The sequence below is a fragment of the Rhizobium sp. 1399 genome, from assembly GCF_031455475.1.
Classification (GTDB): Bacteria; Pseudomonadota; Alphaproteobacteria; order Rhizobiales; family Rhizobiaceae; genus Rhizobium.
Window position 1 is genome coordinate 135,057 of record NZ_JAVDSU010000004.1, and the last position, 26,788, is coordinate 161,844.

25 protein-coding genes are annotated in these 26,788 nt (G+C 59.9%); 11 read left to right on the plus strand and 14 right to left on the minus strand.

All coding sequences use genetic code 11. The features are described from left to right. Positions 1 to 10 precede the first annotated feature (10 nt). The 3 genes from rpsF to J2X71_RS15010 form a co-directional block, all read right to left on the minus strand. Positions 11 to 469 (minus strand): 30S ribosomal protein S6, encoded by a 459-nt coding sequence (rpsF, locus tag J2X71_RS15000; protein WP_007820237.1) that lies wholly within the window; start codon positions 467 to 469, stop codon positions 11 to 13. 271 nt (positions 470 to 740) lie between these two features. Continuing rightward, positions 741 to 1,961: a hypothetical protein gene (locus J2X71_RS15005; RefSeq protein WP_310382845.1), complete on the minus strand. Its 1,221-nt coding sequence runs from the start codon at positions 1,959 to 1,961 to the stop codon at positions 741 to 743. A 225-nt stretch (positions 1,962 to 2,186) separates the two neighbouring features. Further along, on the minus strand, positions 2,187 to 3,230 hold the full coding sequence (locus J2X71_RS15010) for an aldo/keto reductase (RefSeq protein WP_310382846.1): 1,044 nt from the start codon (positions 3,228 to 3,230) through the stop codon (positions 2,187 to 2,189). Between the two features lie 207 nt (positions 3,231 to 3,437). Between J2X71_RS15010 and fabD the strand changes: the two genes are divergently transcribed. The 7 genes from fabD to gmk all read left to right on the plus strand — a co-directional run bounded on the left by fabD (position 3,438) and on the right by gmk (position 9,938). Next, positions 3,438 to 4,382 carry an ACP S-malonyltransferase gene (gene fabD, locus J2X71_RS15015; RefSeq protein WP_310382847.1) on the plus strand — a complete coding sequence of 315 codons (945 nt, stop codon included), beginning with the start codon at positions 3,438 to 3,440 and terminating at the stop codon, positions 4,380 to 4,382. 29 nt (positions 4,383 to 4,411) lie between these two features. Next, positions 4,412 to 5,149, plus strand: coding sequence for a 3-oxoacyl-[acyl-carrier-protein] reductase (gene fabG, locus J2X71_RS15020; RefSeq protein WP_113311640.1), 738 nt, complete (start codon positions 4,412 to 4,414; stop codon positions 5,147 to 5,149). 286 nt (positions 5,150 to 5,435) lie between these two features. Beyond that, positions 5,436 to 5,672: an acyl carrier protein gene (locus tag J2X71_RS15025; RefSeq protein WP_003547058.1), complete on the plus strand. Its 237-nt coding sequence runs from the start codon at positions 5,436 to 5,438 to the stop codon at positions 5,670 to 5,672. A 93-nt stretch (positions 5,673 to 5,765) separates the two neighbouring features. After that, on the plus strand, positions 5,766 to 7,028 hold the full coding sequence (gene fabF, locus J2X71_RS15030; RefSeq protein WP_310382858.1) for a beta-ketoacyl-ACP synthase II: 1,263 nt from the start codon (positions 5,766 to 5,768) through the stop codon (positions 7,026 to 7,028). Between the two features lie 119 nt (positions 7,029 to 7,147). After that, positions 7,148 to 8,368, plus strand: coding sequence for an endolytic transglycosylase MltG (gene mltG / locus J2X71_RS15035; protein WP_310382859.1), 1,221 nt, complete (start codon positions 7,148 to 7,150; stop codon positions 8,366 to 8,368). Between the two features lie 16 nt (positions 8,369 to 8,384). Continuing rightward, complete coding sequence (locus tag J2X71_RS15040; protein WP_310382860.1) at positions 8,385 to 9,272, plus strand: YicC/YloC family endoribonuclease; 888 nt, start codon at positions 8,385 to 8,387, stop codon at positions 9,270 to 9,272. 3 nt (positions 9,273 to 9,275) lie between these two features. Further along, positions 9,276 to 9,938, plus strand: coding sequence for a guanylate kinase (gene gmk / locus J2X71_RS15045; RefSeq protein ID WP_113323382.1), 663 nt, complete (start codon positions 9,276 to 9,278; stop codon positions 9,936 to 9,938). Here gmk and rsmA read toward each other — a convergent pair. From rsmA to J2X71_RS15080, 7 genes are all read right to left on the minus strand, one after another. Next, complete coding sequence (gene rsmA / locus J2X71_RS15050; protein WP_113323383.1) at positions 9,935 to 10,762, minus strand: 16S rRNA (adenine(1518)-N(6)/adenine(1519)-N(6))-dimethyltransferase RsmA; 828 nt, start codon at positions 10,760 to 10,762, stop codon at positions 9,935 to 9,937. The two genes, gmk and rsmA, sit on opposite strands and share 4 nt — an antisense overlap. Next, on the minus strand, positions 10,762 to 11,790 hold the full coding sequence (gene pdxA, locus J2X71_RS15055) for a 4-hydroxythreonine-4-phosphate dehydrogenase PdxA (RefSeq protein ID WP_310382861.1): 1,029 nt from the start codon (positions 11,788 to 11,790) through the stop codon (positions 10,762 to 10,764). The genes rsmA and pdxA overlap by 1 nt, the downstream gene beginning before the upstream one ends. 7 nt (positions 11,791 to 11,797) lie before the next feature. Next, positions 11,798 to 12,739, minus strand: a complete 942-nt coding sequence (locus tag J2X71_RS15060; RefSeq protein WP_310382862.1) for a peptidylprolyl isomerase — start codon at positions 12,737 to 12,739, stop codon at positions 11,798 to 11,800. A 187-nt stretch (positions 12,740 to 12,926) separates the two neighbouring features. Beyond that, complete coding sequence (locus tag J2X71_RS15065; protein ID WP_310382863.1) at positions 12,927 to 15,281, minus strand: LPS-assembly protein LptD; 2,355 nt, start codon at positions 15,279 to 15,281, stop codon at positions 12,927 to 12,929. Next, positions 15,281 to 16,369: an LPS export ABC transporter permease LptG gene (lptG, locus tag J2X71_RS15070; RefSeq protein WP_310382864.1), complete on the minus strand. Its 1,089-nt coding sequence runs from the start codon at positions 16,367 to 16,369 to the stop codon at positions 15,281 to 15,283. The genes J2X71_RS15065 and lptG overlap by 1 nt, the downstream gene beginning before the upstream one ends. Next, positions 16,366 to 17,547, minus strand: a complete 1,182-nt coding sequence (locus J2X71_RS15075; protein WP_310382865.1) for an LptF/LptG family permease — start codon at positions 17,545 to 17,547, stop codon at positions 16,366 to 16,368. Before J2X71_RS15075 ends, lptG begins: the two co-directional genes overlap by 4 nt. Positions 17,548 to 17,646: 99 nt before the next feature. Further along, positions 17,647 to 18,420, minus strand: coding sequence for a phosphatase PAP2 family protein (locus J2X71_RS15080; protein WP_310382866.1), 774 nt, complete (start codon positions 18,418 to 18,420; stop codon positions 17,647 to 17,649). Between the two features lie 141 nt (positions 18,421 to 18,561). Here J2X71_RS15080 and J2X71_RS15085 point away from each other — a divergent pair, with 141 nt between their 5' ends. Further along, positions 18,562 to 20,055 carry a leucyl aminopeptidase gene (locus tag J2X71_RS15085; RefSeq protein ID WP_310382867.1) on the plus strand — a complete coding sequence of 498 codons (1,494 nt, stop codon included), beginning with the start codon at positions 18,562 to 18,564 and terminating at the stop codon, positions 20,053 to 20,055. After that, complete coding sequence (locus J2X71_RS15090; protein WP_113323391.1) at positions 20,052 to 20,501, plus strand: DNA polymerase III subunit chi; 450 nt, start codon at positions 20,052 to 20,054, stop codon at positions 20,499 to 20,501. Before J2X71_RS15085 ends, J2X71_RS15090 begins: the two co-directional genes overlap by 4 nt. 8 nt (positions 20,502 to 20,509) lie before the next feature. Here J2X71_RS15090 and J2X71_RS15095 read toward each other — a convergent pair whose 3' ends face one another. The 4 genes from J2X71_RS15095 to J2X71_RS15110 all read right to left on the minus strand — a co-directional run bounded on the left by J2X71_RS15095 (position 20,510) and on the right by J2X71_RS15110 (position 25,307). Next, positions 20,510 to 21,061, minus strand: coding sequence for a GrpB family protein (locus J2X71_RS15095; RefSeq protein ID WP_310382868.1), 552 nt, complete (start codon positions 21,059 to 21,061; stop codon positions 20,510 to 20,512). A 74-nt stretch (positions 21,062 to 21,135) separates the two neighbouring features. Then, positions 21,136 to 22,062 (minus strand): Gfo/Idh/MocA family protein, encoded by a 927-nt coding sequence (locus J2X71_RS15100; protein ID WP_113323392.1) that lies wholly within the window; start codon positions 22,060 to 22,062, stop codon positions 21,136 to 21,138. A gap of 196 nt (positions 22,063 to 22,258) precedes the next feature. Then, entirely contained in the window at positions 22,259 to 24,145 is a 1,887-nt protein-coding gene (locus tag J2X71_RS15105) for an ABC-F family ATP-binding cassette domain-containing protein (protein WP_310382869.1), read from the minus strand. Positions 24,146 to 24,254: 109 nt separating this feature from the next. Then, positions 24,255 to 25,307 carry a GGDEF domain-containing protein gene (locus J2X71_RS15110; protein WP_310382871.1) on the minus strand — a complete coding sequence of 351 codons (1,053 nt, stop codon included), beginning with the start codon at positions 25,305 to 25,307 and terminating at the stop codon, positions 24,255 to 24,257. 263 nt (positions 25,308 to 25,570) lie between these two features. Here J2X71_RS15110 and J2X71_RS15115 point away from each other — a divergent pair, with 263 nt between their 5' ends. Then, positions 25,571 to 26,260, plus strand: coding sequence for a glutathione S-transferase family protein (locus tag J2X71_RS15115; protein ID WP_310382872.1), 690 nt, complete (start codon positions 25,571 to 25,573; stop codon positions 26,258 to 26,260). Between the two features lie 80 nt (positions 26,261 to 26,340). Next, positions 26,341 to 26,763, plus strand: coding sequence for a nucleoside-diphosphate kinase (ndk, locus tag J2X71_RS15120; protein ID WP_007820064.1), 423 nt, complete (start codon positions 26,341 to 26,343; stop codon positions 26,761 to 26,763). Positions 26,764 to 26,788 lie beyond the last annotated feature (25 nt).

Consider the following 26,788-nt stretch of genomic DNA (forward strand, 5'->3'; position numbering starts at 1 on the left):
TTATTTCTCCTTATGCACGGTCTTCGCGGGGAGCGCGATCAGGACGCGGGCCACGCTGGAAGTCGCCGTCACGGCGCGGCGGACGATCGCCGAATTCGCGGCGCGGGCCACGGTCGCCGCCTTCACGCGGGCCGCGGTCGTCGCGGTCGCGCTTCTGCATCATGGCAGACGGGCCGTCTTCGTGCTTTTCAACAGCGATGGTCATGTAGCGAAGAACGTCTTCGCTGATGCGCATCTGGCGTTCCATTTCCTGGATCGCAGCTGCCGGCGCATCAATGTCCATCAGGGCGTAGTGAGCCTTGCGGTTCTTCTTGATGCGGTAGGTAAGGGACTTGAGGCCCCAATTTTCGATACGCCCGACTTTACCGCCGTTTGCTTCGATCACACCCTTGTACTGTTCTACGAGGGCATCGACCTGCTGCGACGTGATATCCTGTCGGGCAAGGAATACATGTTCATAAAGAGCCATGACAGCTTTGCCTTTCTTGCGTTGATCAGAACCCGGCATTCGGCGGCTAAGCCTCAACGACTGCTCCTGAGAGGCGATAAGCGCCAAGCAAGAAAAGCGTTTCCGAGACGGTCGAGAGCGGAGACACGGGAGGCTGGAACGCTTCCGTTCCGAACGGTCCGCATGAAGCAAACCGGCCCTCCGTTCAGCCACCAGCCAGAAGACCGGGTTAACGAACAGGCGCGCTTATACGGATTTTTGAGCGAAAGGCAAGGGAACCGGGCAAGAAACCTTATTTCGTCGCTTCCGGCCAGACGAAAACGGTCTGTCCTGGTGGATTATCGACGAAGAACTGGTCGTCGGCAATCAGCAGCGATTGTGTTCCGCTCTTATAGACGAATTGCAAACTCTCTGCCTCCGCCATGCGGCCAGTGAGGTTGATCGTTATCGTATCTGCGCTGTCGGCAAAACTGATCTGCAGTGTATTGCCCTGCCGTTCTATGACAGCATCTGCCATGTCACCCCGGTCGGTTCCATCAGAACTGAAGCGCATGATCTCCAAGGGATTGTTCGTCTCTATGATATCGTGGCCATCGCCCTCGGCGAAATGATAGGTCGATTGCACGGTGGATGTGCTGTTGATGACGACATAATCATCGCCCTTGCCGCCGGAAATATTGTACGCAGCAGCCGTCGCATTGACGGAGATGACGTCGTTGCCGTCGCCGCCATCGATACCGCTCGCATTGACGGCCGTCACTTCGATGAGATCATCCCCGCTGCCGCCGTCAACGCTGAATACATTCCGCGAGCTGACGGTTATCGCGTCATCGCCTTTCCCGCCTGCCGTACTAAACGCAAAGGCAGCGGAACTGATGTTGATTGTGTCGTTGCCATCGTCGCCATCGGTGCTCCTCACGCTGGTCGTGCTTTCAAGGACGATCGTATCGTCGCCTTTGCCGCCGCCGGTGGAGCCGATCCCCTTGACCAGATTTTCAATGGTGCCGAGCGGCCCGCTGACATCAGCAGTTGTTTCGATGGAAATTTGATCGTCACCGCCGCCGCCATCAACCCAGGCGACATTCCCGCCGCTGGTAATCGAGATGGAGTCGTGGCCTCTGCCCGAGTTGATGTGCGCCACGGAGGGATTAGAGGTCTGTTCCTGGCCTTGTCCCCCGGCGCGGATGTTGATGACGTCGTCGCCGCGTCCGGTCGATACCTTGTTGACCTCATTGGCGGTGATATCGACAACATCATTCCCGTTGCCTGTCGTCACTGAGGCTGTGCCGCCAGGGGAGTTGATCAGCACGCCGGCATTACCCTTCGCATCCATGATGATCCGCATGATGCTGTCGATTGCGCCACCATTTGCGCCGGCCGCTGTGACGCCGACTTGGGCGAAGACGCCAGGTTCATGTTTGCCGCCGCCATTGTTGATTGACGCGGTCTGAAGCAGCTGAAGCGCATACTCGCCGCGGAAACGGGCATGAAATGTCTGGGAAATACCGATCACTGCAAAGCTCCTCCCGTCTTCTTTGCCTTCTCATGAAGCCCGAAGATCGATGGCCGCTGTCATGGCGGGAAAATCATTGCTGAAACTGAGCGGGATGGTGCCGGTGATCGGTTAAATGCCACTTAACAGCGAAGTGCGAAATGCAGCTACAAACACTGGTAGATGCCTCTGGGAATAAAAGAGGCGCGATTGCTCGCACCTCCACATATTTGGGACAGAAAGCTCTCAAAGCGGCATCGGATACTGCCGGTGAACCTTCTCGATCTCGGCAAGAACATCGTTGCTGAGCACCACGTTCGCCGAGCCGATATCCGTCTTCAGCTGCGCCATCGTTGTCGCGCCGATAATGACCGAGGTCATGAAGCGGCGGGTCAGGCAGAAGGCAAGCGCCATCTGCGAGGGATCGAGGCCATGGCGGGCGGCGATGTCGAGATAAGCCTTCGTCGGCGCTTCCTGCAGCGGCTGCAACCGGCCGCCGAGGTCGCCGTTGATCGATGCGCGCGTGCCCGCCGGCTTCTGGCCGTTGATGTACTTGCCGGTCAGGATGCCGGCGGCAAGCGGCGAATAGGCGAGCAGGCCGACATCTTCGTGGTGGGAGAGTTCCGCCAGGTCGAGATCGAAATGGCGGTAGAGGAGATTGTATTCGTTCTGGACGCTGGCGACGCGCGGCAGGTCCATCTGCTCGGACAGCGTCAAATATTTCTGGATACCCCAGGTCGTTTCGTTGGACAGGCCGAAGGCACGGATCTTGCCTTCCTTCACCAGCTCGCCCACCGTCTCCAGAATGTCGGTCATATTCGCCACGGCTTTGGCGCGGTCCTGCTTGAAAGGGTCGTAATGCCAGCTCTGGCGAAAATGGAAATGGCCGCGGTTCGGCCAGTGGATTTGGTAGAGATCAACATAGTCGGTCTTCAGTCGCTTCAGGCTGGCCTCGAGCGCGAGGCGGATATTCTTGGCGTCGGCGCCTTCGCCGTTGCGCAGATAGGAGCGGCCGGTGCCGGCAACCTTGGTGGCGAGCACGATATCCTTGCGCTTGCCGGTCTTTTCGAACCAGCTGCCGATATAGTCTTCCGTGCGGCCCTGCGTTTCGGCCGAAACGGGCGTCGTCGGATAAAGCTCGGCAGTATCGAAGAAATTGATGCCTTCCTGGACGGCGTAGTCCATCTGTTCATGGGCTTCCGCCTCGCTGTTCTGCGTGCCCCAGGTCATGGTGCCAAGGCAAATCTCGGAAACGGAAATATCTGTGCGGCCTAATTTATTGTATTTCATCGGAAACCTTGGGCGTGGTCTGGGAAAGGAAGAGCTTGGGAAGAGCCGCGCAAATCTAGGCTGGATTTGCCGAAGCGCAAGAGGAAAAACCGGGTGTTCCCGCTGAGGCGAAAGGCTTTGGAGAGAATCTGCCGCCACTTGACTCTGAAAGAAAGAATGTCAATTGGAGGCGAAATGGCCCAATGGGCACTATCGAGGGACCGAAAAATGACCATTGCTTTCACTTTTCCCGGCCAGGGCAGCCAGGCCGTCGGCATGGGCAAGGATCTCGCCGAGAACTTTGCGGAAGCCCGCGCCGTTTTCGAAGAGGTCGATGAAGCGCTCGGTGAAAAGCTTTCCGATGTCATCTTCAACGGTCCCGAGGACAAGCTGACGCTGACGGCAAACGCCCAGCCGGCGCTGATGGCCGTCTCGATGGCCGTCATCCGCGTTCTGGAAGCCAAGGGCCTCGACCTGAAGGCGAAGGTCGCTTACGTCGCCGGCCATTCGCTCGGCGAATATTCCGCCCTCTGTGCCGCCGGCACTTTCTCGATCGCCGACACGGCTCGACTTCTGCGCATCCGCGGCAACGCCATGCAGGCCGCCGTGCCTGTCGGTGTCGGCGCCATGGCCGCCATCATCGGCCTCGAACATGCCGACGTGCAGGCCATCTGCGAAGAAGCCGCAGCGATCGGCTCCTGTCAGATCGCCAATGACAATGGCGGCGGCCAGCTCGTCATATCAGGTGAGAAGTCGGCCGTCGAAAAGGCCGCCGGCCTTGCGACCGACAAGGGCGCTAAACGCGCCATCCTGCTGCCGGTCTCCGCTCCCTTCCATTCGAAGCTGATGGCGCCTGCCGCAGACGCCATGCGTGAGGCACTCGCCGGTGTGAAGAAGACCAATCCGGCCGTGCCTGTCATCGCCAATGTCCGCGCTGCTCCAGTCACTGACGCTGAGGAGATCGCCGCACTTCTCGTCGAGCAGGTCACCGGACAGGTTCGCTGGCGCGAAACGGTGGAATGGTTCGCCGCAAATGGCGTCACAACGCTCTATGAACTCGGTGCCGGCAAGGTGCTGACCGGCCTTGCGCGCCGCATCGACAAGAATATCAATGGCGTCTCTGTAAACGGCCCTGCCGATATCGACGCTGCCATTACCGCTCTCACGGCCTGATTGCCCCACTTCATATAAGGAACGTTCCCATGTTCGATCTTTCCGGCCGCAAGGCTCTCGTCACCGGCGCATCGGGCGGCATTGGCGAAGAAATCGCCCGCCTTCTCCATAAACAGGGCGCCATTGTCGGCCTGCACGGCACCCGTGTCGAAAAGCTCGAGGCCTTGGCAAATGAGCTAGGCGACCGCGTCAAGATCTTCCCGGCGAACCTGTCGGATCGCGATGAGGTGAAGGCTCTCGGCCAGAAGGCGGAAGCCGATCTCGAAGGCGTCGATATCCTGGTCAACAACGCCGGCATCACCAAGGACGGCCTCTTCGTGCGCATGAGCGACGAAGACTGGGATGCCGTTCTCGAAGTGAACCTGACGGCGACCTTCCGCCTGACACGCGAGCTCACCCATCCGATGATGCGCCGCCGGTATGGCCGCATCATCAACATCACCTCGATCGTCGGCGTCACCGGCAACCCGGGCCAAGCCAACTACTGCGCCTCCAAGGCGGGCATGATCGGCTTCTCGAAGTCGCTGGCACAGGAAATCGCCACCCGCAACGTGACGGTCAACTGCGTTGCGCCGGGCTTCATCGAAAGCGCCATGACCGGCAAGCTGAACGACAAGCAGAAGGAAACGATCATGGGTGCGATCCCCATGAAGCGCATGGGAACCGGTGCCGAAGTGGCCTCTGCCGTCGTCTATCTCGCCTCCTCGGAAGCGGCCTATATGACGGGTCAGACGCTGCACGTAAACGGCGGCATGGCCATGATCTGAAACGATTAGCTGCCGCAGCCGCCGATTTCAGCCAATAGCGTGTTGAGCAATCACGAACGGTTGATTTTCTGGCTTTGCGGCAGACTTAAAGCATGTTAAGCGGGCCATGACTGTCAACAGTCGTCCCGAAAAAAGCAGACGGACCGGCGGGCTTTTCGCAAGCCTGGGACTTCTCTAAAGCCGGGTAAACGAGTTTGCCGAGGATGTCTGAAAGCATCGCAGGCTGAAACAGGGTAGGGGTGTCAGAAAGACATTCCGATCAGGACATAAGGTCGAGGAAACCGACATGAGCGATATCGCAGAACGCGTAAAGAAAATTGTTATTGATCATCTTGGCGTCGATGCCGACAAGGTCGTCGAGAGCGCCAGCTTTATCGACGATCTGGGCGCAGACTCGCTCGACACGGTCGAACTGGTCATGGCCTTCGAAGAAGAATTCGGCGTTGAAATCCCCGATGATGCCGCTGACTCGATCCTGACGGTTGGCGATGCCGTGAAGTTTATTGAAAAGGCTCAGGCCTGATTCTGCGCATTCGAGAAAGGGCGGGCCAAGAGTCCGCCCTTTTCTTTTGAGCATGTTTCTCCATAAAACATAACAGACGGGGGAAAGCAGTCGATGAGAAGGGTCGTCATAACAGGTGCCGGCATGGTATCGCCCTTGGGATGCGGAGCAGAAATTACCTGGTCCCGCCTGCGTGCGGGAGCAAACGGTGCCCGCCTCGTGACCGAATTCGAGGTCGATGATCTCCCTGCCAAGATTGCTTGCCGCATTCCCGTTGGCGATGGTTCGGACGGCACCTTCAATGCTGACGACTGGATGGAGCCGAAGGAACAGCGCAAGGTAGACCCCTTCATCATCTACGGCATGGCCGCCGCCGATATGGCGCTCAAGGATGCCGACTGGCATCCCGAAACTGATGAGGACCAGATCGCGACAGGCGTGCTGATCGGTTCCGGCATCGGCGGCATCGAAGGCATTGTCGAAGCCGGCTATACGCTGCGCGACAAGGGCCCGCGCCGCATCTCTCCTTTCTTCATTCCAGGCCGACTGATCAACCTCGTCTCCGGCCAGGTTTCCATTCGCCACAAGCTGCGCGGCCCGAACCATTCGGTCGTCACCGCCTGCTCCACCGGTGCGCATGCCATTGGTGATGCTGCCCGCCTTATCGCGCTAGGCGATGCCGAGGTCATGGTAGCCGGCGGCACGGAATCCCCGGTCAGCCGCATTTCGCTTGCCGGCTTTGCCGCCTGCAAGGCACTGTCGACGCAGCACAACGACGACCCGCAGAAGGCGTCGCGCCCCTATGACAAGGACCGTGATGGTTTCGTCATGGGCGAAGGCGCCGGTATCGTGGTACTCGAAGAGCTCGACCATGCGCTGGCACGCGGCGCCAAGATCTATGCCGAAGTGGTCGGTTACGGGCTTTCCGGCGATGCCTTCCACATCACCGCTCCGTCGGAAGATGGCGACGGCGCGTTCCGCTGCATGACCATGGCGCTGAAGCGCGCCGGCCTGACGCCTGCCGATATCGACTACATCAACGCCCACGGCACCTCGACCATGGCCGATACGATCGAGCTCGGTGCCGTCGAGCGCCTCGTCGGCAATGCGGCGTCGAAGATCTCTATGTCGTCGACCAAATCCGCGACCGGCCACCTGCTCGGTGCTGCCGGCGCCATCGAGGCGATCTTCACGACCCTCGCAATTCGGGATAACGTCGCCCCTCCGACGCTCAATCTCGACAATCCTGAGCGGGAGACTGCGATCGATCTTGTTCCGCACAAGGCTCGTGAGCGAGAAATCAACGTGGCGCTATCCAACTCGTTCGGATTCGGCGGCACGAATGCATCGCTCGTGTTGCGCCGCTACGTCGCGTAACAGGCGGTTCACCGAGCACGGGCGAACGTCAAACGGCGTCATGAAGCGCGGCAGAACCTGTTTTTGCCGCATTACTTCGCGAAATAGCGAAGCGGGGGCCAAGTTTTAGAGGATTGCCGGTGAGCGATACGACCAACCAGAGCAGCGACAACGGCCAGCCGGCGCAGAAGGGACCGATCATCCCGAAATCGCCGAGCGAAGCCCTGCGGCCGGAACGTGTTCCCGAGCCGCCGAAGCGCTCCAGGAATGCCCGCAGCCAGGTCGTCCTCTTCCTGAATTTCGTCATGACCATGGCGGTGGTCGTCTGCATCGCCGGTCTCATCGGCTTCTACTACGCCATCACTGCCTATCAGAACCCCGGCCCGCTGCAGACGAACACCAACTTCATCGTCCGCAATGGCGCAGGCCTCGCGGAAATCGCCACGAATCTCGAGCGCAATCTCATCATCTCGGACGCGCGCGTCTTCCGTTATCTGACCGCGACGCATCTGAGCGCCGGCGAAAGCCTCAAGGCGGGTGAATACGAGATCAAGGCGCATGCATCCATGAACGAGATCATGGAGCTTCTGAAATCAGGCAAGTCGATCCTCTATTCCGTCTCCTTCCCCGAAGGTCTGACGGTGCGGCAGATGTTCGACCGCATGCTGGACGATCCGGTGCTCGAAGGCGACCTGCCGGCGGCTCTGCCGGCAGAAGGCAGCCTGCGGCCCGATACCTACAAGTTCTCGCGCGGCACCAAGCGGTCTGAGATCATCGATCAGATGGCTGCCGCCCAGCAGAAGCTGGTCGACCAAATCTGGGAACGGCGTGATCCGTCCCTGCTTTTGAAGAGCAAGGAAGAGTTCGTCACGCTCGCCTCCATCGTCGAGAAGGAGACGGGAGTGCCGGACGAGCGCGCTCATGTCGCCTCCGTCTTCCTGAACCGTCTGGGCAAGGGCATGCGTCTGCAGTCCGATCCGACCATCATCTACGGTCTCTTCGGTGGCGATGGTAAACCCGCAGACCGGCCGATCTATCAGTCGGACCTGAAAAAAGAGACGCCCTTCAATACCTACGTCATCAAGGGCCTGCCGCCGACGCCGATCGCCAATCCCGGCAAAGACGCGCTGGAAGCTGTCGCCAATCCCTGGAAGACGCAGGACCTCTATTTCGTTGCCGATGGCACCGGCGGTCACGTCTTTGCGGCAACACTCGAAGACCACAACGCCAACGTCAAGCGCTGGCGTAAGCTGGAAGCCGACAAGGGCGCCGATCCCGAAATTGTCGTCGACGGACAGCCGGAAGACCAGCCTGCCGACAATACATCCGCGGTTCCGCCGAAGAAAAAGAAGATCAACTGATATCGGGAGGCCTTTGATGGCATTGCAGTCCATGACTGGTTTTGCGCGGCGCGAGGGAACGACCGGCCGCTGGCGCTGGGCATGGGAGCTGCGTTCGGTCAACGGCAAGGGCCTTGATCTCCGCCTCCGCCTCCCGCCTGGTCTGGAACGTCTCGAAACGGATGTTCGCCGCATTGCCGGCGAGAATTTCAGCCGCGGCAATCTGCAGGCCACGTTATCCCTGACGACAGGCGAAAGCCAGCTTGAAGCCGTGCTCAATCAGGATGCCTTCGCTGCCGTTCTCACCATGCGCGACAAGCTGGAAGGTCTCATCGATCCGGCGCCGCTGAGGCTCGATACCCTGCTTTCCATCCGCGGCCTCGTCGATTTTCGCGAGACGCAGGACAGCGAAGAGACAGTCGCCGCGCGCGATGCCGATATCCTGTCGGGACTGATGGCTGCTCTTTCCGATCTCAGGACCATGCGTGAGCAGGAGGGGGCGGCGCTCGCGCGTGTGCTTCTCGGCCATGTCACGACGATCGAAGATCTGACAAGCACGATCGAGGCCGATCCCTCGCGCTCGCCGCAGGAGATCGCGACAAGGCTCTCCGCGCAGGTCGCGCTCCTCATGGAAGGAGCGGGCGGGCTCGACCGTGACCGGCTGCATGCCGAAGCAGCGCTGCTCGCCACCAAGGCGGATCTGCGTGAAGAGATCGACCGGCTGAAGGCCCATGTCGCTGCCGCCCGCGATCTCGTGACAAAAGGTGGCCCGGTTGGCCGAAAGCTCGATTTCCTTGCACAGGAATTTAACCGAGAATCGAATACAATCTGCTCGAAGTCGAACGCATCGGCCGTCACCGCAGCGGGCATCGAGCTGAAGGTGGTGATCGATCAGTTCCGCGAGCAGGTCCAGAATTTGGAGTAGGACATGAGCCCGGCGAAAATCTCGCCCATCCAGATCGCCCGTCGCGGTCTGATGCTGGTCATCTCGTCGCCCTCGGGCGCCGGTAAATCCACAATCGCGCGTACGCTTTTGGAAACGGACAAGCAGATCGGCCTTTCCGTCAGCGTCACGACACGCCAGCGCCGGCCGAGCGAAGTGGAAGGCGTTCACTATCATTTCAAGACCGTGCGGGAATTCGAGCGGCTGCGCGATTCCGATTCTCTGCTGGAATGGGCCGAGGTTCACGGCAATTTCTACGGCACGCCCCGCGAGCCGGTTGAGCAGGCCATGTCCGAAGGCCGCGACATGCTGTTCGATATCGACTGGCAGGGCGCTCAGCAATTGCAGCAGAAGATGCAGGCCGATGTGGTCTCGATCTTCGTACTGCCGCCGACCATGACCGAGCTGCAATCCCGCCTGCATCGCCGCGCCGAGGATTCCGAGGAGGTCATCCAGACGCGCCTGGCCAATTCCCGTGCCGAGATCGCCCACTGGCGCGAATATGATTACGTCATCATCAATGATGACCTGAACGCTGCCTTCGATGCGGTACAGTCGATTGTCAAGGCCGAGCGCCTGCGCCGCGACCGTCGCCACGGCATGTTCGATTTTGTCCGCGAATTGCTGGAAGAGACGCCGGTTCTCTAAAGGCTGTTCGCCAGCCGGCAGAATTCCTCCACCGAAAGAGTCTCCGCACGCCGCGCCGGATCGATGCCGGCTTTGACGAGCAAGCTCTCCCCGCCGATCGGCTTCAGGCTCTGGCGCAGCATCTTGCGGCGCTGGCCGAAGGCTGCCTGCGTCACCTTCTCCAGATTGGCGACAGAGCAGGGGATCGGGTTTTCGTTCGGCGTCAGGTGGACCACCGTCGAGGTGACCTTCGGCGGCGGCGTGAAAGCCTGTGGCGGAATATCGAATGCCATGTGGGAATGTGTGCGCCATCCCGTAAGCACGCCGAGGCGGCCGTAGTGATCGTCGTCTTCGGAGGCGACGATCCGCTCGCCGACTTCCTTCTGGAACATCAGCGTCAGAGATTGCCAGAAGGGCGGCCATGCCTTCGGCAGCAGCCAGTTTACCAGAAGCTGGGTACCGACATTATAGGGCAGGTTGGCGATGATCTTGACTGGACCTTCCAGTGCCAGCGCCTCGAAATCGGTCTTCAGCGCATCGCCCTCGATGACCTCAAGCCGTCCGGGATAATGGTCGGCGATCTCGGCGAGAGCCGGCAGGCAGCGTGCATCGCGCTCGACCGCGATGACCTTCTTCGCACCGAGCGCCAGTATGGCCCGCGTCAAGCCTCCGGGACCGGGACCGACTTCAAAGACCGTCGCGTCGTCAAGCGCGCCAGCCGTGCGTGCAACCTTCTGCGTCAGGTTGAGATCGAGCAGGAAGTTCTGCCCGAGCGCCTTGCGCGCATCGAGCCCATGGCGCTGGATAACCTCGCGAAGCGGCGGCAGACCGTCGAGTGCAGCCATTAACGGTGGCTTTCCGCAGTCCGGCCAAGCTGCGCGCCGAGCTTCAGCGCAGCAACGAGGCTCGTTTCGCGGGCAAGTCCCTTGCCGGCAATGCCGAAGGCGGTGCCATGATCGGGGGAGGTGCGCACGAAAGGAAGGCCGAGCGTCACATTGACGGAATCGTCGAAACCGAGCGCCTTGGCTGGGATCAGCGCCTGATCGTGATACATGCAGACGGCCACGTCGTAACGCGCGCGCGCCTCGTCATGAAACATCGTATCGGCGGGGAGGGGACCGATAGCATCGATACCTTCGTCACGAAGGATCTGGACCGCCGGATGGATGATGGTCTCATCCTCCTTGCCGATCGCGCCGCCTTCACCCGCATGCGGATTGAGCCCTGCAATGGCCAGGCGCGGGGAGTCGATCCCGAATCGCTGCTTCAGATCCCTGTCTGCGATCCGGCAGGTTTCAACGATCAGGCCGAGCGTCAACGCCTGCGGCACATCCCTGAGCGGAATGTGGATGGTGACAGGAATGGCGCGCAGTTTCGGTCCGGCAAGCATCATGACAGGCATGACCGACTGACCGGTCGCATGCATGGCAAGATCGGCAAGGAATTCCGTATGGCCTGGAAATTTGAAGCCCGCCTCGTAGAGCTCCGACTTGGCGATCGGATTGGTGACGACCGCAAGCGCCTCGCCCTGCATGACGAGTGCTACCGCCGCCTCGATCGAGGCGATCGTACCCTTCGCCGTCGCGACATGCGGCTCTCCTGCCGCAACATCGACGCCTGCGGGTATCGCCAGGACAGGCAACGCGTCCGCAAACATACCGAGACTTTCGGCTGCATTGCCGATGCTGCGCAGGGGAACATCAAGGCTGAGCTGTCGTGCCCGCACCGCAAGCACATCGGGATCGCCAATCAGGAAGAATGGCGGCAACCCAAGCTCGCGTCGGCGAAGCCAGGCCATGAGGGTGATATCAGGCCCCACGCCGGCCGGGTCGCCCTGCGTCAGCGCAAGCGGTCGCGAAAACGGTGTCGCCATGGAAAAATCAGCGATAGATGATCTGCGCGTGTTTACGCAGTTCATCCAGATATTTGGTGGCGTTTTCGTTTTCCGGCGCCGCGGACTTGTCTGCCTTTGCCTTGTCAAGGTCTTCCTGACGGAAGACCATTTCAGCCGCCTGGTCATCCGAGACCTGGCGCTGGCTGCAGATCGCGAGATATTCCACGCCCTTGTCGGTCACGCGCGTAGCCGTGGTGTTGCCCTTGGCCCCTATGACCAGATCCTTCCAGTCCGCCGGAATTTCCGGGGCCAGCATGCGGCCGAGATCGCGGATCGAAACGTCCCGCATTGTGGCGGCGAAAGTCTTTGCCTGATCGCAGCCCGGATATTTGGAGCGTGACGCCTCAGCCTCGCTCTTGCGCTTCGCCGTGATCGCGTTGCGCTTGGATGCGGGAACAACGAAGATGACCTGCTGCAGCATATATTCTGTCGTCACCGGCTTCTGCTTGTTGTTCTGCATCATGCGGTTGACGAGGTCGAAATTCGATAGGCGTGCGCTGGAGCCGTAACGCGCGTTGACGACGCGCGGCCAGCTCATCTGCACGGCAATGAAGTTCTTGAAATGATCGACGCCGACGCCGGCGCGGTCGAGGATCTGCCCCATCTGCTCGACGGAAAGCTTGTTGCTGGCGGCAAACCGAGCGAAGGAGGCGTTGACGTCGTCCTGCGAGACGGACATGCGCACGCGGGAGACTTCCTGCCGCTTCAGCGCCTCGTCGACGAGCTGTTCTTCGGCAGCCTTGGCGTCGGGTTTCAAGCGCTGCAGGCGCATGAAGGCCTGTCGCTTTGCAACGTCGCCACTGGTAATCGCGGTACCGTTTACCACTGCCTTGACTTCGCTGGCGGCGAAGACAGGTGTACTGAAGGCAGCAAGCATGAAGGCTGCGGCTGCAATAAGCGTGGTTACGGTTTTCTTCGCGTCAATCATCTGTTGACCTCCCGATAGCGCCGCACGATCCAGCGCGCGGCGTTCTTACCATACACTGAGACAAGCGGAAATCGCATCTCTTGCTCCGCGACACCCTATGTCTCACATAACGACTGGTCGCAATGTCCTGCACAGGCTTACGGCGAAAGAATGGCCCGGCCGGAAATCTCCGGCCGTCCATCTGTCATCAGAGGTTATTCGCAGCATCACCCGTGCCCAGCCGGATATCGCCGAGCGTGCGGAAGGTCAGGCGGGCGGCGATCGTCCAGTCGCTTGCCGTCTGATCCGTCGTATCCCGCCTATCCACATAGGCGATGGTGAAGATGGTGCACTCGTCCTGATAGGAAATGCCGAGCGAACGCCTGACAACAACGTCATTGTTCAGATCCCAGGCGATACCACCGAAGATCGACCAGTAATCCTTGAACTTGATCCTGCTGCTCGCCTGAATCTCATCTTGGTCTTCAGCAAAGCCGTATGCCGGCTGGGCACCCACGTGCGTATAGGTGACCTGGCCCGAGAAGGTATCGTTCTGATAGGCCGTCGTCAGGTCGCCGCGATTGAAGGCGAAATCCTTCTCGTCCAGTCGGTAGGATGCTGCCACGGAGAGACCGAAAGGCATTTCGATGCCGCCGAGGCCAACATAGTCGGAACGGTCGGTCTCAAGGCCGGAATCGGCGCCGACATTCACGAGGTCGTCGGTCGCAAACGAATTCTGGCCGGCGAGCTGGTAGGACTGCCCGAAGATGCCGTGCAGCTTGTAGCCGCTGTCGAAGGTGCCTGTATACTGGAAGCCGACGTTTGCGCGCGTGCCGCCCTCGATACGGTCGTAGCCGGAGAACCTGTCACGATCGAAAAGGTTGGTCGCATCGAAGACGAAGCTTTGCGCATCTTCGTTCGGCAGCCGGCCGGCGAGTGGTTCATCCGGTCGTGCGTAGATCTGCGCAATCGGCTCCAGAACATGCGTGCTGTTGCTGGTCGTGAACAGGATCGGGTAGCGCATTTCCAGCCCGGCCGTCACCATTCCGCGCGTTGCCGCATTATCGTCCAGATAATTGCCGGCATAGGGAACGCCGTTGGCATCGACCGGACTTTGCATGTTGAGCGCCAGAGCATCGCCGCGTGCCGCGAGCAACGGCGTGATAACCAGCCCAGTGGGTGTTACTAAGGTCCGTTTCCACTGTAGTTCCGTGGTCAAACGTGTGGTCTGACCTTCCAGGCCGGGGAAGCGATCGAAACCGTCGACGGTGGTAAAGTCGTCCTGAGAGCGCGAAAGATTGGTCAGATTGACATCGGCGGAAAGCTCGCCGCCTGCGAGCGGCTGCGGCGCGACATAGTGATAGTCAAGCGTCGGATAGACGATTGGCTGCTGCTTTTCAGCGGTGCTGCCGGAATCGGCGTCCTGAACGTCGAAATAGAAGGCGCGCAGGTCGAAGTAATTCCGCTTGCCGAGACCCGTCAGATAGACGGTATTGACCTGCGGCGTGTTGTCGTAACCATCGATCTTGTAGGTGCGCGAGAAGTTGTTGTCGCTCTGCACCATCACATCCCAGCCGAAGGTCCAGCGGGGATTGATCCTGAAATCCCCCTTCGACGCGACCATGCCGCGCTGTTCAGCTTCGGCATCGCTTGTACCGGCGCTGAAATTACCGGGATTCATCTGATCGATGCCGGCGACGTGCATCGTCACCGTGCCGTTTTCGAAGCGACGGCGATATTCGCCCTCGAGCAGGAAGCCTTGCGAGGTATAGCCGGTGCCCGTAACGGTGAAATCCGAACTCGGGGAGATGACGTAATAATAGGGAACGGAGAGACCGTAGCCGAGATTTTGCGAAATGCTCATCGACGGGAACAGGAAGCCCGACTTGCGCTTCACGGTATTATCGGGGACTTCGATCCACGGCAGGTATGCGAGCGAACGGCCAAGCAGCTGGAATCGCGCCTTTTCAAGGCGGATCGTGTGCTTCTCACTGTTCTGGATAACGCGTTCGGCCTTGACCTGCCAGAAAGGCGCGCGCTCGGGCTTCTCCGCGCAGGGCAAGCAAGCCGTATAGACGCCTTTATTCAGAATCATCTGCGTACCGCCGACTCGCTGGCCGGTTTCGGCAACGAGGCGGGTATTATCGCTTGTCTCAATTCGCAGCGCATTCATGAAGCCATCTGCGAAATTGTCGGTCACATCCAGGTGGTCGGCATAGATTCGGTTGCCGTCGGGCGTCACCATTTCGATGTTGCCGGTCGCCATCATGCGGCCGGTCTTCTGGTTGTAGTCGACCTTCTGGGCGACCAGCCTGTAGCCGCCGTAGTTGATCTGCACGCCGCCGATCACAGAGACGAGCTCCTGGTCCTTATTATAGACAAGCTCGTTCGCAGACAGCATCAGCTTCGCATCCGGCGAGATATTCTGGCCGATTGCAGGCATGCCCGTACCGTTCTCCTGGCCGTAGGCCAGCGGAGCATTTTCAAAATAGGAACACAGAGCTGCGCCTAAGAGCAGGGCAACCAACTGTTTACTAAACACCTTGCGGTCGCCTACCGCCACTAGCCATCCTCCTGATGAAGCAGGATCGTCGCGCCTAAAGCGAGCGCCACGATCACTGGTATCCAAGTCGCCACAAACGGCGGCACGACACCGCTGCTTCCGAATGCTTTTACAAGCACGGTGACGACATAAAGCATGAAGCCTGAAAGGATTCCACCCAGAATCACAGAGCGTGACTGGTTGAACCGGCTAAATTTCAGAGACACTGTTGCAGCAATGAGAGTCATGGCCACCAAGAGCAGCGGCTGCGACAGCAAAGAGTTGAATTGAGTCTCGAGCGCCTTCGTGGATATCCCGAAGGATTTGGCGGCAGCGATACGGTTGGAAAGGTCAAAGAAACCAATTGTTTCCGGCGCTGTCAGCCGCTCCTTGATGAAGTCCTGCTTCAGATTGGTACGAAGCTGCTCCGTAGCCTTACGCACCGGGATTTCCCCAGGCTTGCGTTCGACGACGTTGTTAAGCTGCCAGTAACCATCTTCCAATTTGGCGGATGAGGCATCCTGCCTCAGAATGACCTGACCGGCGGAATCGAAGTGGACAAGCACGGCGTCCACGAGCAGCGTGCCGTTCTCCAGCACGGTCTTGGCGCCGATGATGACATCATCGCGGCCGCTGATCTGGCGCAGCCACGGAACCTGCAACGCTTTGATCATGGCATTGTCCTGACCGCGCCAGGCCGTTTCGAATTGCGTTGCCTGCCTCTGGCCCCAGGCGGCGAGCGGATTGAGCGCCACCACCGTCAGCACGCCGAGAATCAGTGACCCGGCGATAAAAGGCAGCATGAACTGCCAGACCGAGATGCCGGCCGCACGGGTGACGACGAGTTCATATTTCCGGTTGAGGCCGATCAGCACGGTGATGCCGACGAACAGCGCCACGAAGGGGATGGTCTGCTGCAGGATCAACGGCAGGCGAACGGCGGTGAGCAGCACAGCACCCCCTAGCGTGTAGCCGGGGAAATTGGAGATGCGGCTTGCCGTCTCGCTGAAGTCCAGCAGAAAGGTGATGGCGCTCATGCCGATCAGGAACCACATCGTGGTCACGACATACCGGCGGAAGAAATACCGCGACAACGTCCCGAAAATCATCGCACAGCGCCTCCGCCGGTCCGGTCCGTCGCGGCAAGTACCCGCTTCTGCGCGCGCTTCCAGATCGTCGAGGTGCGATTTCTGACGGCGAGCGGCATGGCGAGCCGCTTATGCATGTTCAGGAAAATAATCGAAACCAGGCTGGTCACGATAGGGATCGCATAGAGGATCGGGATATAGATCGTGCTTTTGTCGATCTGGTTGGCAACGTAAAACGCCGCCCAGCGCAGGACGAACGCGAGGCCCAGTGCGCCGATCATCGGATGCATGCGTGCCTCGCGATGCGATCGCGCATCCCCGGCTATGACGAGCGAGAATAGCGCGAAAACGAAGGGAAGCATCCAGTCGGTCAGTCGGCGATGCAGCTCGGCGGTATAGCTGCCGGGCTTGGCGATGTAATCAGGATCTTTCGGATCGGGATTGAGCAGGAAGGCGAGATCGCGGTCGCTCGCGCGAAGCGTCGCCTGTCCGTTATTTTCCGTCATATCCGAAAGGTCGAAGGAATAGGAATCGAACTTGATGACCGAGACGTTTCCATCGGGCGTTTTGCGATGGACTTCGCCATCATGCATGATCAGCGACGTGCCGATATCATCCACGGCGCCTTCGCGCGCATAATAGATGAGTTCGTTATTCGGCTCGCGCTCGTCTGCGACGAAGAGACCTTTGAGCGTGCGGCCGGCGAGCCGCTGCGAGATCTGCACATAGAGGCCTTCATCGATCTTGCGGAAGGTCTTTTCCTCGATCACGGACGAAAGAAGATCGGCATAAGTAGCGGCGATCATCTGCCGCACGACCGTCTTCGCGCGTGGCTCGACGACATTGTCGACGAATAACGAGAAGACGCTGATGAGGACCGCAAGCAGCAGGATCGGCCGCGCTAGGATGGTGCGGCGGGCGCCTGCGGCGTCGATCACGGTCAGCTCGGAATCATTGTTCATCGTCGTCAGCGTCTGCGTAATGCCGATGACGAGTGCAAAGGGCAGCACGATGGGAATGATCGACGGCAGGATCAGCGTCGCAAGCGCGGCGAAGGAGCCGATCGACTGGCCGCTGTCGGTCACCAGGTTGATGCGCTGCAGGACCTGGGTGGTCCAGATGATCGCGAGCACCGGGAGCAGGGCCACGAGAAACATCTGGCCGACACGCCGCAATATATATGTTTCGAGTAGTTTCATGCTCGCCCTTGAACGCACCTGCAGGTCGATATGATCAACAGGAGATTCCCTCTACGCTGTTTGTCTCGGTTTTGCGACAAGTCAGTGTCAAAAATTCATTCAAATTTCAGAATTTTTTTGTTGCCGTGGCGACTCAGCAAGTGCCATCAGCGCCGCGAATATGACGACCGAAGAAAGCCATCCCAGCACGACGTCGGATAGATAATGTGCGCCGAAGGAGAGCCGCATCGCGGGTGTCAGGATGGAAACGGCGGCGACGGGTGCCACAAGCGCATAACGTATCGACTTCGGAACGAAGATCAGCAGACAGAACAGCCAGCCCGCGCTTGCCGCCTCGCCGGAAATGAAGGAGCAGTTCGAGACGCACTTGCCGGCCAATGAACCGGCTTCGGCGAAATGCAGCGTACCGCCGAAGAAATCCGTCTGCACTGGCCGCGGCCGACCCCAATGTTCCTTGAGGATCACATTGACGAGAAGAACGGGACCGATCAGCAGCGTGCCGAGCGCAACCTTCAGATCGCGGGCGCGCGGCGCGTTGAATGTCGCGCCATGCTGCTGATAGCACTCGACAAGTTTCCACAGCATGACCGCGGTCACGACATAGGGAACGTAGAAGAAGAGCGTGCGTAAGAGACCGAGGATCGTCTCGCTCCGATAGGGGAAGGAGCCACAGATCGCGGTTGCCGGGGCCGACGCGTCACAGGCAGCCTGCACGAAAAAAAGCTGGGAAAAATAAATGTCGATCCCGGGAAAGGCGCGGAACAGGGCAAGCAGCAGCCACCATACCCAGAAAAGCAGGACAAAGACGCCGAATGCCGTTTGCGGCAGGCGAACTGCCGGACCCCGCCATCGATTTTTCGAAAAAACTCTCAACGCAAACATCTACGAAACTGACGAAAACTTTTTGGCCGGGCGGCCGCGCGGAACATAACAACTGTCGCCGGCCATTGACAGACCCGTCAAACGCGAAATTATCCCCCTGGAACGGATTTCATGAATCCCATCGGAGAAGACATGTCTGCAAAATTCGAAATTTCATTCTCAAAATCGGCAAAGCTCAGCAGCGGCCTCGCGATCCTTCTGAAGACGTCCGAAGCCGACACCGCGGCTGGGGCCGATATTGCCGATCCGGCGGGAGTGATTCCCAAGGCGTCGAAGATTGCGCGCTTCTCGGCAAAGTCGTTGGCTGCCCTCGACCTGGTGGCGCCAGAGGGTGCGCCTGTCGAGCGTATCATCGTCCTTGGCCTCGGCAAGCCGGCAGACCTGACCGTCCACGATTGGCTGAAGGCCGGCGGCAGCGCTGCCTCGCGGATCAAGAATACTGAGAAAGCGACGATCTTCATCGATGCGCCGGGCGCAGATGTCAGCGCCAAGGCTGCGGCCGATTTCGCTCTCGGCATGCTGATGCGCGCCTACAGCTTCGATACTTATAAGACGAAGAAGAATGACGACGAGGAGAAACAGGCGAAGTCGGTCAAGGTGACGATCGTCACGGCCGATGCGGCTGCCGCCAAGAAGGCCTTCGCCGACGCCGAAGCGGTTGCCGACGGCGTCAATCTTGCCCGCGACCTGGTCAACGAGCCGCCGAATGTGCTCGGCCCGGTGGAATTTGCCGCCAAGGCTAAGGAACTGGAAAAGCTGGGCGTTGAGGTGGAAATCCTCACCGAGCGCGAAATGCGCCGTCTCGGCATGGGCGCGCTGCTCGGCGTTGCTCAGGGTTCCGTCCGTCCGCCGCGCCTTGCAGTCATGCAATGGAAGGGCGGAAAGGGCAAGGATCGGCCGATCGCCTTCATCGGCAAAGGCGTCGTCTTCGATACCGGCGGCATCTCGATCAAGCCAGCTGCCAATATGGAAGACATGAAGGGCGATATGGGCGGTGCGGCTGCCGTCACCGGCCTTATGCACACGCTTGCCACCCGCAAGGCGCCGGTCAATGTCGTGGGCATCATCGGCCTTGTGGAAAACATGCCTGATGGCAATGCCCAGCGTCCGGGCGACATCGTCACCTCCATGTCCGGCCAGACGATCGAGATCATCAACACCGACGCGGAAGGCCGCCTGGTGCTCTGCGATGCGCTCTGGTACTGCAACGACCGCTTCAAGCCGCAATTCATGATCAATCTCGCGACGCTGACAGGCGCCATCATGGTCGCGCTCGGCAACAGCCATGCCGGTCTCTTCTCGAATGACGATCCACTGTCGGCGCAGCTGACGACCGCTGGTCTCGTCACGAACGAGAAGCTGTGGCGTATGCCGCTCGGCAAGGAATATGACAAGATGATCGACAGCAAGTTCGCCGATATGAAGAATACCGGCGGTCGTCTCGCGGGTTCCATCACCGCGGCGCATTTCCTCAAGCGCTTCGTGCAGGATACGCCCTGGGCGCATCTCGATATAGCCGGCACGGCCATGGGCTCGGTGCAGGACGAGATCAACCAGTCCTGGGGCTCCGGTTTCGGCGTGCGCCTGCTTGATGAACTGGTCCGCTCGAATTACGAAACACGATGACGGAAATCCTCTTCTACCATTTGACGGAATCGAAGCTGGAAGACGCGCTTCCGCCGTTGCTCGACAAGAGTGTCGAGCGCGGCTGGCGCGTCGCCGTCCAGATGAAGGAGGCTGCGCGGCGTGATGCGCTGGATCAGCATCTGTGGACCTATCGGGAGGATAGCTTTCTGCCGCATGGCACGGATGAGGCCGATTTCGCCGGGGATCAGCCGGTTCTCCTGACGGTTTCGCCTGACAATGCGAATGCTGCTACCGTCCGCTTCATCGTCGATGGCGCCGAGCCGCCGGCCGTCGCGGATTATGAGCGGATCGTCTTCATGTTCGACGGTTATGATCAGGAGCAGCTCGAAGGTGCGCGCGCCCAGTGGAAAAAGCTAAAAGGCGAGGGGCATAGCCTTACCTATTGGCAGCAGACGCCGGAAGGGCGGTGGGAGAAGAAGGCCTGACGGGAACGTCAGGCTAGACCGGCCTCGGCCAGAACCCTGTCGATGAAATCCTTCTTCGCTCCGGTATAGGCAGCTCGGCTCTCGGCATATTTTTGCGCAAGGCCGATCTTCAGCTCCTCATAGGCCAGCGCAAGGGCTGGATCGCCCTGCAGCCTGTCGCGGAAGAAGATGTCCCGCCTCCAGTTGAAGCCCTGATATTCGACGACATGGGCGAGATGCGTGCGCGTCTCGCCCGTGACACCGCGGCCGAAGAGATGGTCGTCGGGTACGATGTCGGCACCGGCATAGTCATAGCCGATCGCCTCCATAGGCTTGATGCAGGCAAGTCCGTCATCAAGGCGGCGAACGCCGATCAGGATATCGATGATCGGTTTCGCCTTGATGCCTGGAATGGCAGTGCTGCCGAAGTGCTGTATATCGATTGCCAGAGGGCCAAGCGCGTCGCGGATCCTGGCCTCTTCCAGCAGATAGGCCTCCCGCCACTTGGCGTTGGGGTCGGCGAGTCTCACTGCCAGATGTGGGACGCCCAATCCAAACGATTCATCCTGCTCCTGCTGCATGGAAAACGTCCCTCACGTTTCGTTTTCCTATTCTAGCATTCTGCAGGCACAATGGCATCTGCCCGTGAGGCCGATCAGTCGTAGAACGCCTCGACGAATTTGCGCTTGCCGAGCATGAAGGCATCGGCGACATGGCGCAGCGGCGCCAGATCGACATCCGACTTGCCGGCCTTGATGAGCTCGGCGAAACGGCGATAGAGCGACGGATATTCGGCTTCCGGCGCAGAGAACTTCAGTTCGCCTTCGACCGAGAGCTTCGAACCGCCTTCGGAAAGAACCATCTGTCCGGCGGCCGTCTCAGCGATGATGTCCCAGCTCTGCTTGCCCGTCTGGCGCCAGTCGAATTCTGCGTGAACGGGAACGTAATCGACATTGCGGAAATGCAGGTCGGCAGCGATCGGCGAATCGCGGTTTTCAGGGAATTCCAGCGTGCCGGCGCTAAGGAACATCGCCTTCGGCAGGATATGCGTGACGATCGAAAGCGCGTTGATGCCCGGATCGAAAACGCCGAGACCGCCGGCCTGCCAGATCCATTCCTGGTTCGGATGCCAATGGCGCACGTCTTCCTTCCAGATGACGTGCATGCTCTTGATCTCGGTCGAGGCGAGGAACGATTTGGCAGCTTCGACGGCCGCTGCATAACGCGAATGCCAGCTTGCAAACAGCGTCGCACCCTGCTTGTTCGCGAGGTCCTCCAGATCCGCCACTTCACTCAGCGTCGCGCCCGGCGGCTTTTCAAGGAAAACGTGTTTGCCGGCGGCCAGCGCCTTGTAAGCCGCTTCATAGCGATACTGCGGCGGCATGCAGAGCGAAACGGCATCGATCGATGGTTCGGCGTCGAGCATGTCGTCGATCGACGTATAGGCGGTAACGCCGTCGACCGTACCGTTGCGGCTTGCCGTCGCCACCAGCTTGAAATCGGCATTGGCAGCGATGGAGGGGAGGTGCTGGTCGCGGACGATCTTGCCGACGCCAACGATGGCGAGGTTGATGGCTGACATTGTAAAGCTCGCGTTCGGTGTTTCGCTAAAAGTATGACTTATTGCGCGCCGTTTTATCAGAAAGCGGTCTGCGGGCAAGTCTGGTCTTTAAGAACAGACGACGCGATTTTTGGGTAATTGTCTAGCTCTTGAAGAGCGCGATGGTTCTTGCGCCGCAGCAAAGTATCTAGAGACAGTTACCTGCGCTGGCGGAGTCTCAGCTCGCCATGGCTCCTTCATATTCAGCGGAGAGCTCCAGCCATTGCTCCTCGGCGGCAGCGAGCCTGGCGGCTGCTTCGCCACGCTGCCTAGCTTTGTCGGCGGCCTTGGCGGGCGCCTTTTCATAGAGCGCCGGATCCGCAAGTTCCGCATCAAGTGCCTGAATCAGTTTCTCCAGCTTGCCCGTCAAGGATTCGATTTCGTTGATCTTTTTCTTGAGGGGGGCGAGCGAAGCACGCCTGTCGGCATTCAGCTTGCGCTGGTCGGCCTTCGAGGACTGGTCTTCAGACTGCTTCTGTTTTTCGTCGTCTTTTTTTTTGCCGGAAGCGACGATCAGGTCGCGATATTCTTCCATATCGCCTTCGAAACTCGTCACCGTGCCGTTGTTGACCAGCCAGAGGCGGTCGACGGTCGCTTCGATCAGGTGCCGGTCGTGCGAGATCAGGATGACGGCCCCGTCGTAGTCGTTCAGCGCCTCGATCAGAGCGCGGCGGCTGTCGATGTCGAGATGGTTCGTCGGCTCGTCAAGGATCAAAAGGTTCGGCGCATAAAAGGCGGCGAGCCCCATCAGCAGACGTGCCTTTTCGCCACCCGAAAGATCTTTCGCGGCCGTCGCCATCTTCTCGGTCGCAAGGCCCATCTGCGCCACGCGGGAACGCACCTTCGCTTCGGGCTCCGTCGGCATCAGCCGCCGCACATGTTCGACAGGCGTCTCATTTGGTACGAGATCGTCGAGCTGATGCTGCGCGAAGAAACCAATCTTCAGCCCCGGCGCCAGACGCACTTCACCGCTCTCGGCCGCCAGCCGTCCCGAGATGAATTTCGCAAAGGTCGATTTGCCGTTGCCGTTCGAGCCAAGCAGGGCGATGCGGTCGTCATTGTCGATGCGCAGGTTGAGCCCCTTGAGGATCGGCTTGCCGGGTTCGTAGCCGACTGCGCCGCCGCTGACCGCGACGATCGGCGAGGCCGGCTGCTTTTCGGGTTCGGGGAAGGTGATCGGCTGAACGTGATCCTCGATCACGGCCGCGACCGTGCCCATGCGCTCCAGCGCCTTGACACGCGATTGGGCCTGCTTCGCCTTGGAGGCCTTGGCCTTGAAGCGGTCGATGAAGCTCTGCAGATGCTTGCGCGCCGCATCGTTCTTCGCCTTGGCCTTTATCTGCAGTTCGTCGGCTTCCGCCTTCTGCCGCTCGAACTGGTCGTAGTTGCCGCGGTAGAACGTGAGCTTCTTCTGATCGAGATGCACGATCGAATTGACCGCGTTGTTCAGCAGATCGCGATCGTGGCTGATGATGATGACCGTGTGCGGATAGCGGCGGATGTAATCCTCCAGCCACATCGTGCCTTCGAGGTCGAGATAGTTGGTCGGCTCGTCGAGCAGCAGCAGGTCCGGCTCGGTAAAGAGCACGGAGGCGAGCGCCACGCGCATGCGCCAGCCGCCCGAGAAGGAGGATGCGGGCCGGGCCTGCGCTTCCTGATCGAAGCCAAGGCCCGAGAGGATGCTGGCGGCGCGTGCTTCCGCCGAATGGGCGTCGATATCGACGAGGCGCATCTGGATTTCGGCGATACGATGCGGATCGGTTGCGGTTTCCGCCTCGGCAAGCAGCGCGGCGCGCTCCTTGTCAGCAGAAAGCACGATCGTGATCAGCGAATCCTCGGTGCCCGGCGCTTCCTGCTTCACCTGACCCATGCGCGCATTCTTGGGGATCGATATTGTCCCGCTTTCGGCGCCGAGATCACCCGTTATGACGCGGAAGAGGGTGGATTTGCCGGCGCCGTTGCGCCCCACGAGCCCGGCCTTCGTGCCTGACGGCAGCGAGACGCTGGCATGGTCGAGAAGGAGACGGCCGGCAATGCGGGCGGAAATGTCTGAAATCGTGATCATGCGCGCGGTTTTGGCCGAAAGCCGCCGCCAAGGCAAGATGGGGAGCGACGAGCTTTGATGATGGGCACATCTGCAGGGGCAGATGCCGCGTGGCTGTTGCTTCAGCGCGTCAGCGGCCGAAAGCCTGCACCGGCTGACGCGGATTGGATTGGGCAGCGAGCAGCGCCACACGGGCATTGGCCTGCAGCTGACCGGATGTTGCCGCATCGCCGCTCAGCGCCACGCCGACCGAAATCGTCAGGCCACTTGCCTCCGACGTGTCGGATGCCGCGAAGACGAGATTATCTTCGACCGAGCTGCGCAGGCGCTCGGCGATCGTCAGCGCATCCTGCATGCCGACATTGGCGAAGAGGAAAGCGAATTCGTCGGCTTCCGTGCGGGCGATGAAATCATTCTTCTTCACCATTTTGCGGAAGAGGCCGGCGAGCTTCTTCAGAAGCTTGTTGCCGGTCTGCGTGCCATAGCGGGCATTCAGCCCCTTGAAATCGTCGATGTCGATCATGACCAACGCGCTGCCGGCAGCACCCTCTTCCTGGCCATAGAGATCGCCGAGCACACGGTTGAAGCCAATGCGGTTCGGTAGGCCGGTGATCTTGTCGGTGACGGCCGCAGCCTGCACGGCAAAAATACTGCGCTCCAGCGCCGTCAGGCGCTCGATATCCTCTTCCAGCTTAGAGCCGATCGTCCGTTCCGCCGCGAGGACGGCTGAAAGCGAGGCGGCAAGATATTCGACCTCGGCCATGAAATCGGCAAGGCTCTGGTGATCCTGCTGGCCCGAGACGGATTTGAGGATGGTCTCGCAGGCACGCGTGAAGGCTTGGTGATGCAAGCGCCCCTCGGCCAGCCGCTCCGCCGTTTCCTTCAGCATGCGGCTCGCCTCGTTGCGCGAGCGGTCGCCCGCCAGCCCGTAATGGCCGACGAGCCGGTAGCGCAGGCCGAGTTCGTCCAAGGCTTCCTGCTGCGGATGTGAACCGAGGGCTGCGATATCCTGCGCCAGCCCGGCATTCAGGCCGATAAGCGCTTCGTGGAACAGTTCATAATTGCGCGGCAGGCCCGCCACATTGAGCCGCATCATATGCTGAGCGACCTTCTGGATATTGGCAGCCGGCGTCGGCCGGGCAGCCTCGCGCGCATTCAATGCATTTGCAACGGCAGTCGGCATGACGATCCCCTCATTGCCGTTGGTTCTCTTGGGCCATCGGCTCTTCTGCTTCCGCTATGCAGGCAAGCTTTTAAGAGACATTGAATTTTCAAAGCTTATGGGGCGGAAGCCGCAAAACCGGTTAATGCACCCTTGCTGCGTCCCATCGGGAATGGCCGTGTCCGTTTCAGCAGCAGACGCGATGGGCGCCATGAAAATTCCTGATTTGATCGCGCCGGCTTTCTGGCGTGGAATGAACCCGTTGCGATTGCGAAAGGACGGTCATGACCAGAGCTCTCTACTCCCTGTGCGGCGCCGACGAGCGTCACTTCTTCTCGCCGCATTGCTGGAAAGCGGTGATGGCGCTCGCCCATAAGGGTCTCGATTTCGAGGAGGTTCCGACGACCTACAGCCGCATTGTTGATATCGGGGGCGGCTTTTCCAAGACCGTGCCGGTTCTGGATGACAATGGCCGGCTGATATCGGATAGTTTCGATATCGCCCTCTATCTGGAAGAGGCTTATCCCGACCGACCGTCGCTCTTCAAGGGCGAGGGCGGCAAGGCCCTGTCGCGCATGATCGAGGGCTATTCGCAGATGATCGTTCATCCGGCGATCATGCGGATTGCCCTTCTCGATATTCATTCGATCCTCGACGATGGCGACAAGGCTTATTTCCGGGCGAGCCGCGAAGACCGCTTGGGCAAGCCGCTGGAGGAATTCGCCGCCGGTCGCGACGCAGAGAGGGAAGCCTTTGCCGCCAAGCTTGAGCCGATGCGCCATATGCTGAAGTTTCAGCCTTTCATCGGCGGCGAGGGGCCGCTCTTTGCCGACTACATCCTCTTTGGGGCGCTGCAGTGGCTGCGCGTCGCTGCCGGGCTCGCCATGCTGGCTTCGGATGACCCGGTCATGGCATGGTTCGAGCGCTGCCTCGATCTCCATGAAAGCCGGGGCCGGACTGTGACAGCGGCGTGAAATTGCCGGAGCCCCCTTGTTTTCGGGCAGTGAGGCGGGTAAAGACCGCCCACTTTTCCCTGAGTATGAGGACCCGAATTATGGCGATTGAACGCACCTTCTCGATGATCAAGCCGGATGCAACGAAGCGCAACCTGACGGGCGCTATCACCAAGATGCTCGAAGATGCCGGCCTGCGCGTCGTCGCCTCCAAGCGCGTCTGGATGAGCAAGCGCGAAGCAGAAGGCTTCTACGCCGTTCACAAGGAACGTCCGTTCTTCGGCGAACTCGTTGAAGGCATGACCTCCGGCCCGACCATCGTTCAGGTTCTGGAAGGCGAGGGCGCCATCCTGAAGAACCGCGAAATCATGGGCGCGACCAACCCGGCAAACGCTGCCGAAGGCACGATCCGCAAGGTTCACGCTCTGTCGATCGGCGAAAACTCGGTTCACGGTTCCGACGCTCCGGAAACTGCTGCCCAGGAAATCAAGTACTGGTTCTCCGACACCGAAATCGTCGGCTGATTCAGCCCCAGAGCATTCCCTCGGA

Bases quoted from the DNA above. Each gene is read 5' to 3' on its own strand.
- pdxA (WP_310382861.1), bottom strand. From the start codon at position 11,790: ATGGCGACACCGTTTTCGCGACCGCTTGCGCTGACGCAGGGCGACCCG.
- J2X71_RS15105 (WP_310382869.1), bottom strand. From the start codon at position 24,145: ATGATCACGATTTCAGACATTTCCGCCCGCATTGCCGGCCGTCTCCTT.
- gmk (WP_113323382.1), top strand. From the start codon at position 9,276: ATGAGCCCGGCGAAAATCTCGCCCATCCAGATCGCCCGTCGCGGTCTG.
- fabF (WP_310382858.1), top strand. From the start codon at position 5,766: ATGAGAAGGGTCGTCATAACAGGTGCCGGCATGGTATCGCCCTTGGGA.
- J2X71_RS15095 (WP_310382868.1), bottom strand. From the start codon at position 21,061: ATGCAGCAGGAGCAGGATGAATCGTTTGGATTGGGCGTCCCACATCTG.
- fabD (WP_310382847.1), top strand. From the start codon at position 3,438: ATGACCATTGCTTTCACTTTTCCCGGCCAGGGCAGCCAGGCCGTCGGC.
- J2X71_RS15040 (WP_310382860.1), top strand. From the start codon at position 8,385: ATGGCATTGCAGTCCATGACTGGTTTTGCGCGGCGCGAGGGAACGACC.
- J2X71_RS15025 (WP_003547058.1), top strand. From the start codon at position 5,436: ATGAGCGATATCGCAGAACGCGTAAAGAAAATTGTTATTGATCATCTT.
- J2X71_RS15075 (WP_310382865.1), bottom strand. From the start codon at position 17,547: ATGAAACTACTCGAAACATATATATTGCGGCGTGTCGGCCAGATGTTT.
- rsmA (WP_113323383.1), bottom strand. From the start codon at position 10,762: ATGGCTGCACTCGACGGTCTGCCGCCGCTTCGCGAGGTTATCCAGCGC.
- J2X71_RS15090 (WP_113323391.1), top strand. From the start codon at position 20,052: ATGACGGAAATCCTCTTCTACCATTTGACGGAATCGAAGCTGGAAGAC.
- J2X71_RS15100 (WP_113323392.1), bottom strand. From the start codon at position 22,062: ATGTCAGCCATCAACCTCGCCATCGTTGGCGTCGGCAAGATCGTCCGC.
- rpsF (WP_007820237.1), bottom strand. From the start codon at position 469: ATGGCTCTTTATGAACATGTATTCCTTGCCCGACAGGATATCACGTCG.
- J2X71_RS15110 (WP_310382871.1), bottom strand. From the start codon at position 25,307: ATGCCGACTGCCGTTGCAAATGCATTGAATGCGCGCGAGGCTGCCCGG.
- fabG (WP_113311640.1), top strand. From the start codon at position 4,412: ATGTTCGATCTTTCCGGCCGCAAGGCTCTCGTCACCGGCGCATCGGGC.
- J2X71_RS15010 (WP_310382846.1), bottom strand. From the start codon at position 3,230: ATGAAATACAATAAATTAGGCCGCACAGATATTTCCGTTTCCGAGATT.
- lptG (WP_310382864.1), bottom strand. From the start codon at position 16,369: ATGATTTTCGGGACGTTGTCGCGGTATTTCTTCCGCCGGTATGTCGTG.
- J2X71_RS15115 (WP_310382872.1), top strand. From the start codon at position 25,571: ATGACCAGAGCTCTCTACTCCCTGTGCGGCGCCGACGAGCGTCACTTC.
- J2X71_RS15060 (WP_310382862.1), bottom strand. From the start codon at position 12,739: ATGATTGACGCGAAGAAAACCGTAACCACGCTTATTGCAGCCGCAGCC.
- ndk (WP_007820064.1), top strand. From the start codon at position 26,341: ATGGCGATTGAACGCACCTTCTCGATGATCAAGCCGGATGCAACGAAG.
- J2X71_RS15085 (WP_310382867.1), top strand. From the start codon at position 18,562: ATGTCTGCAAAATTCGAAATTTCATTCTCAAAATCGGCAAAGCTCAGC.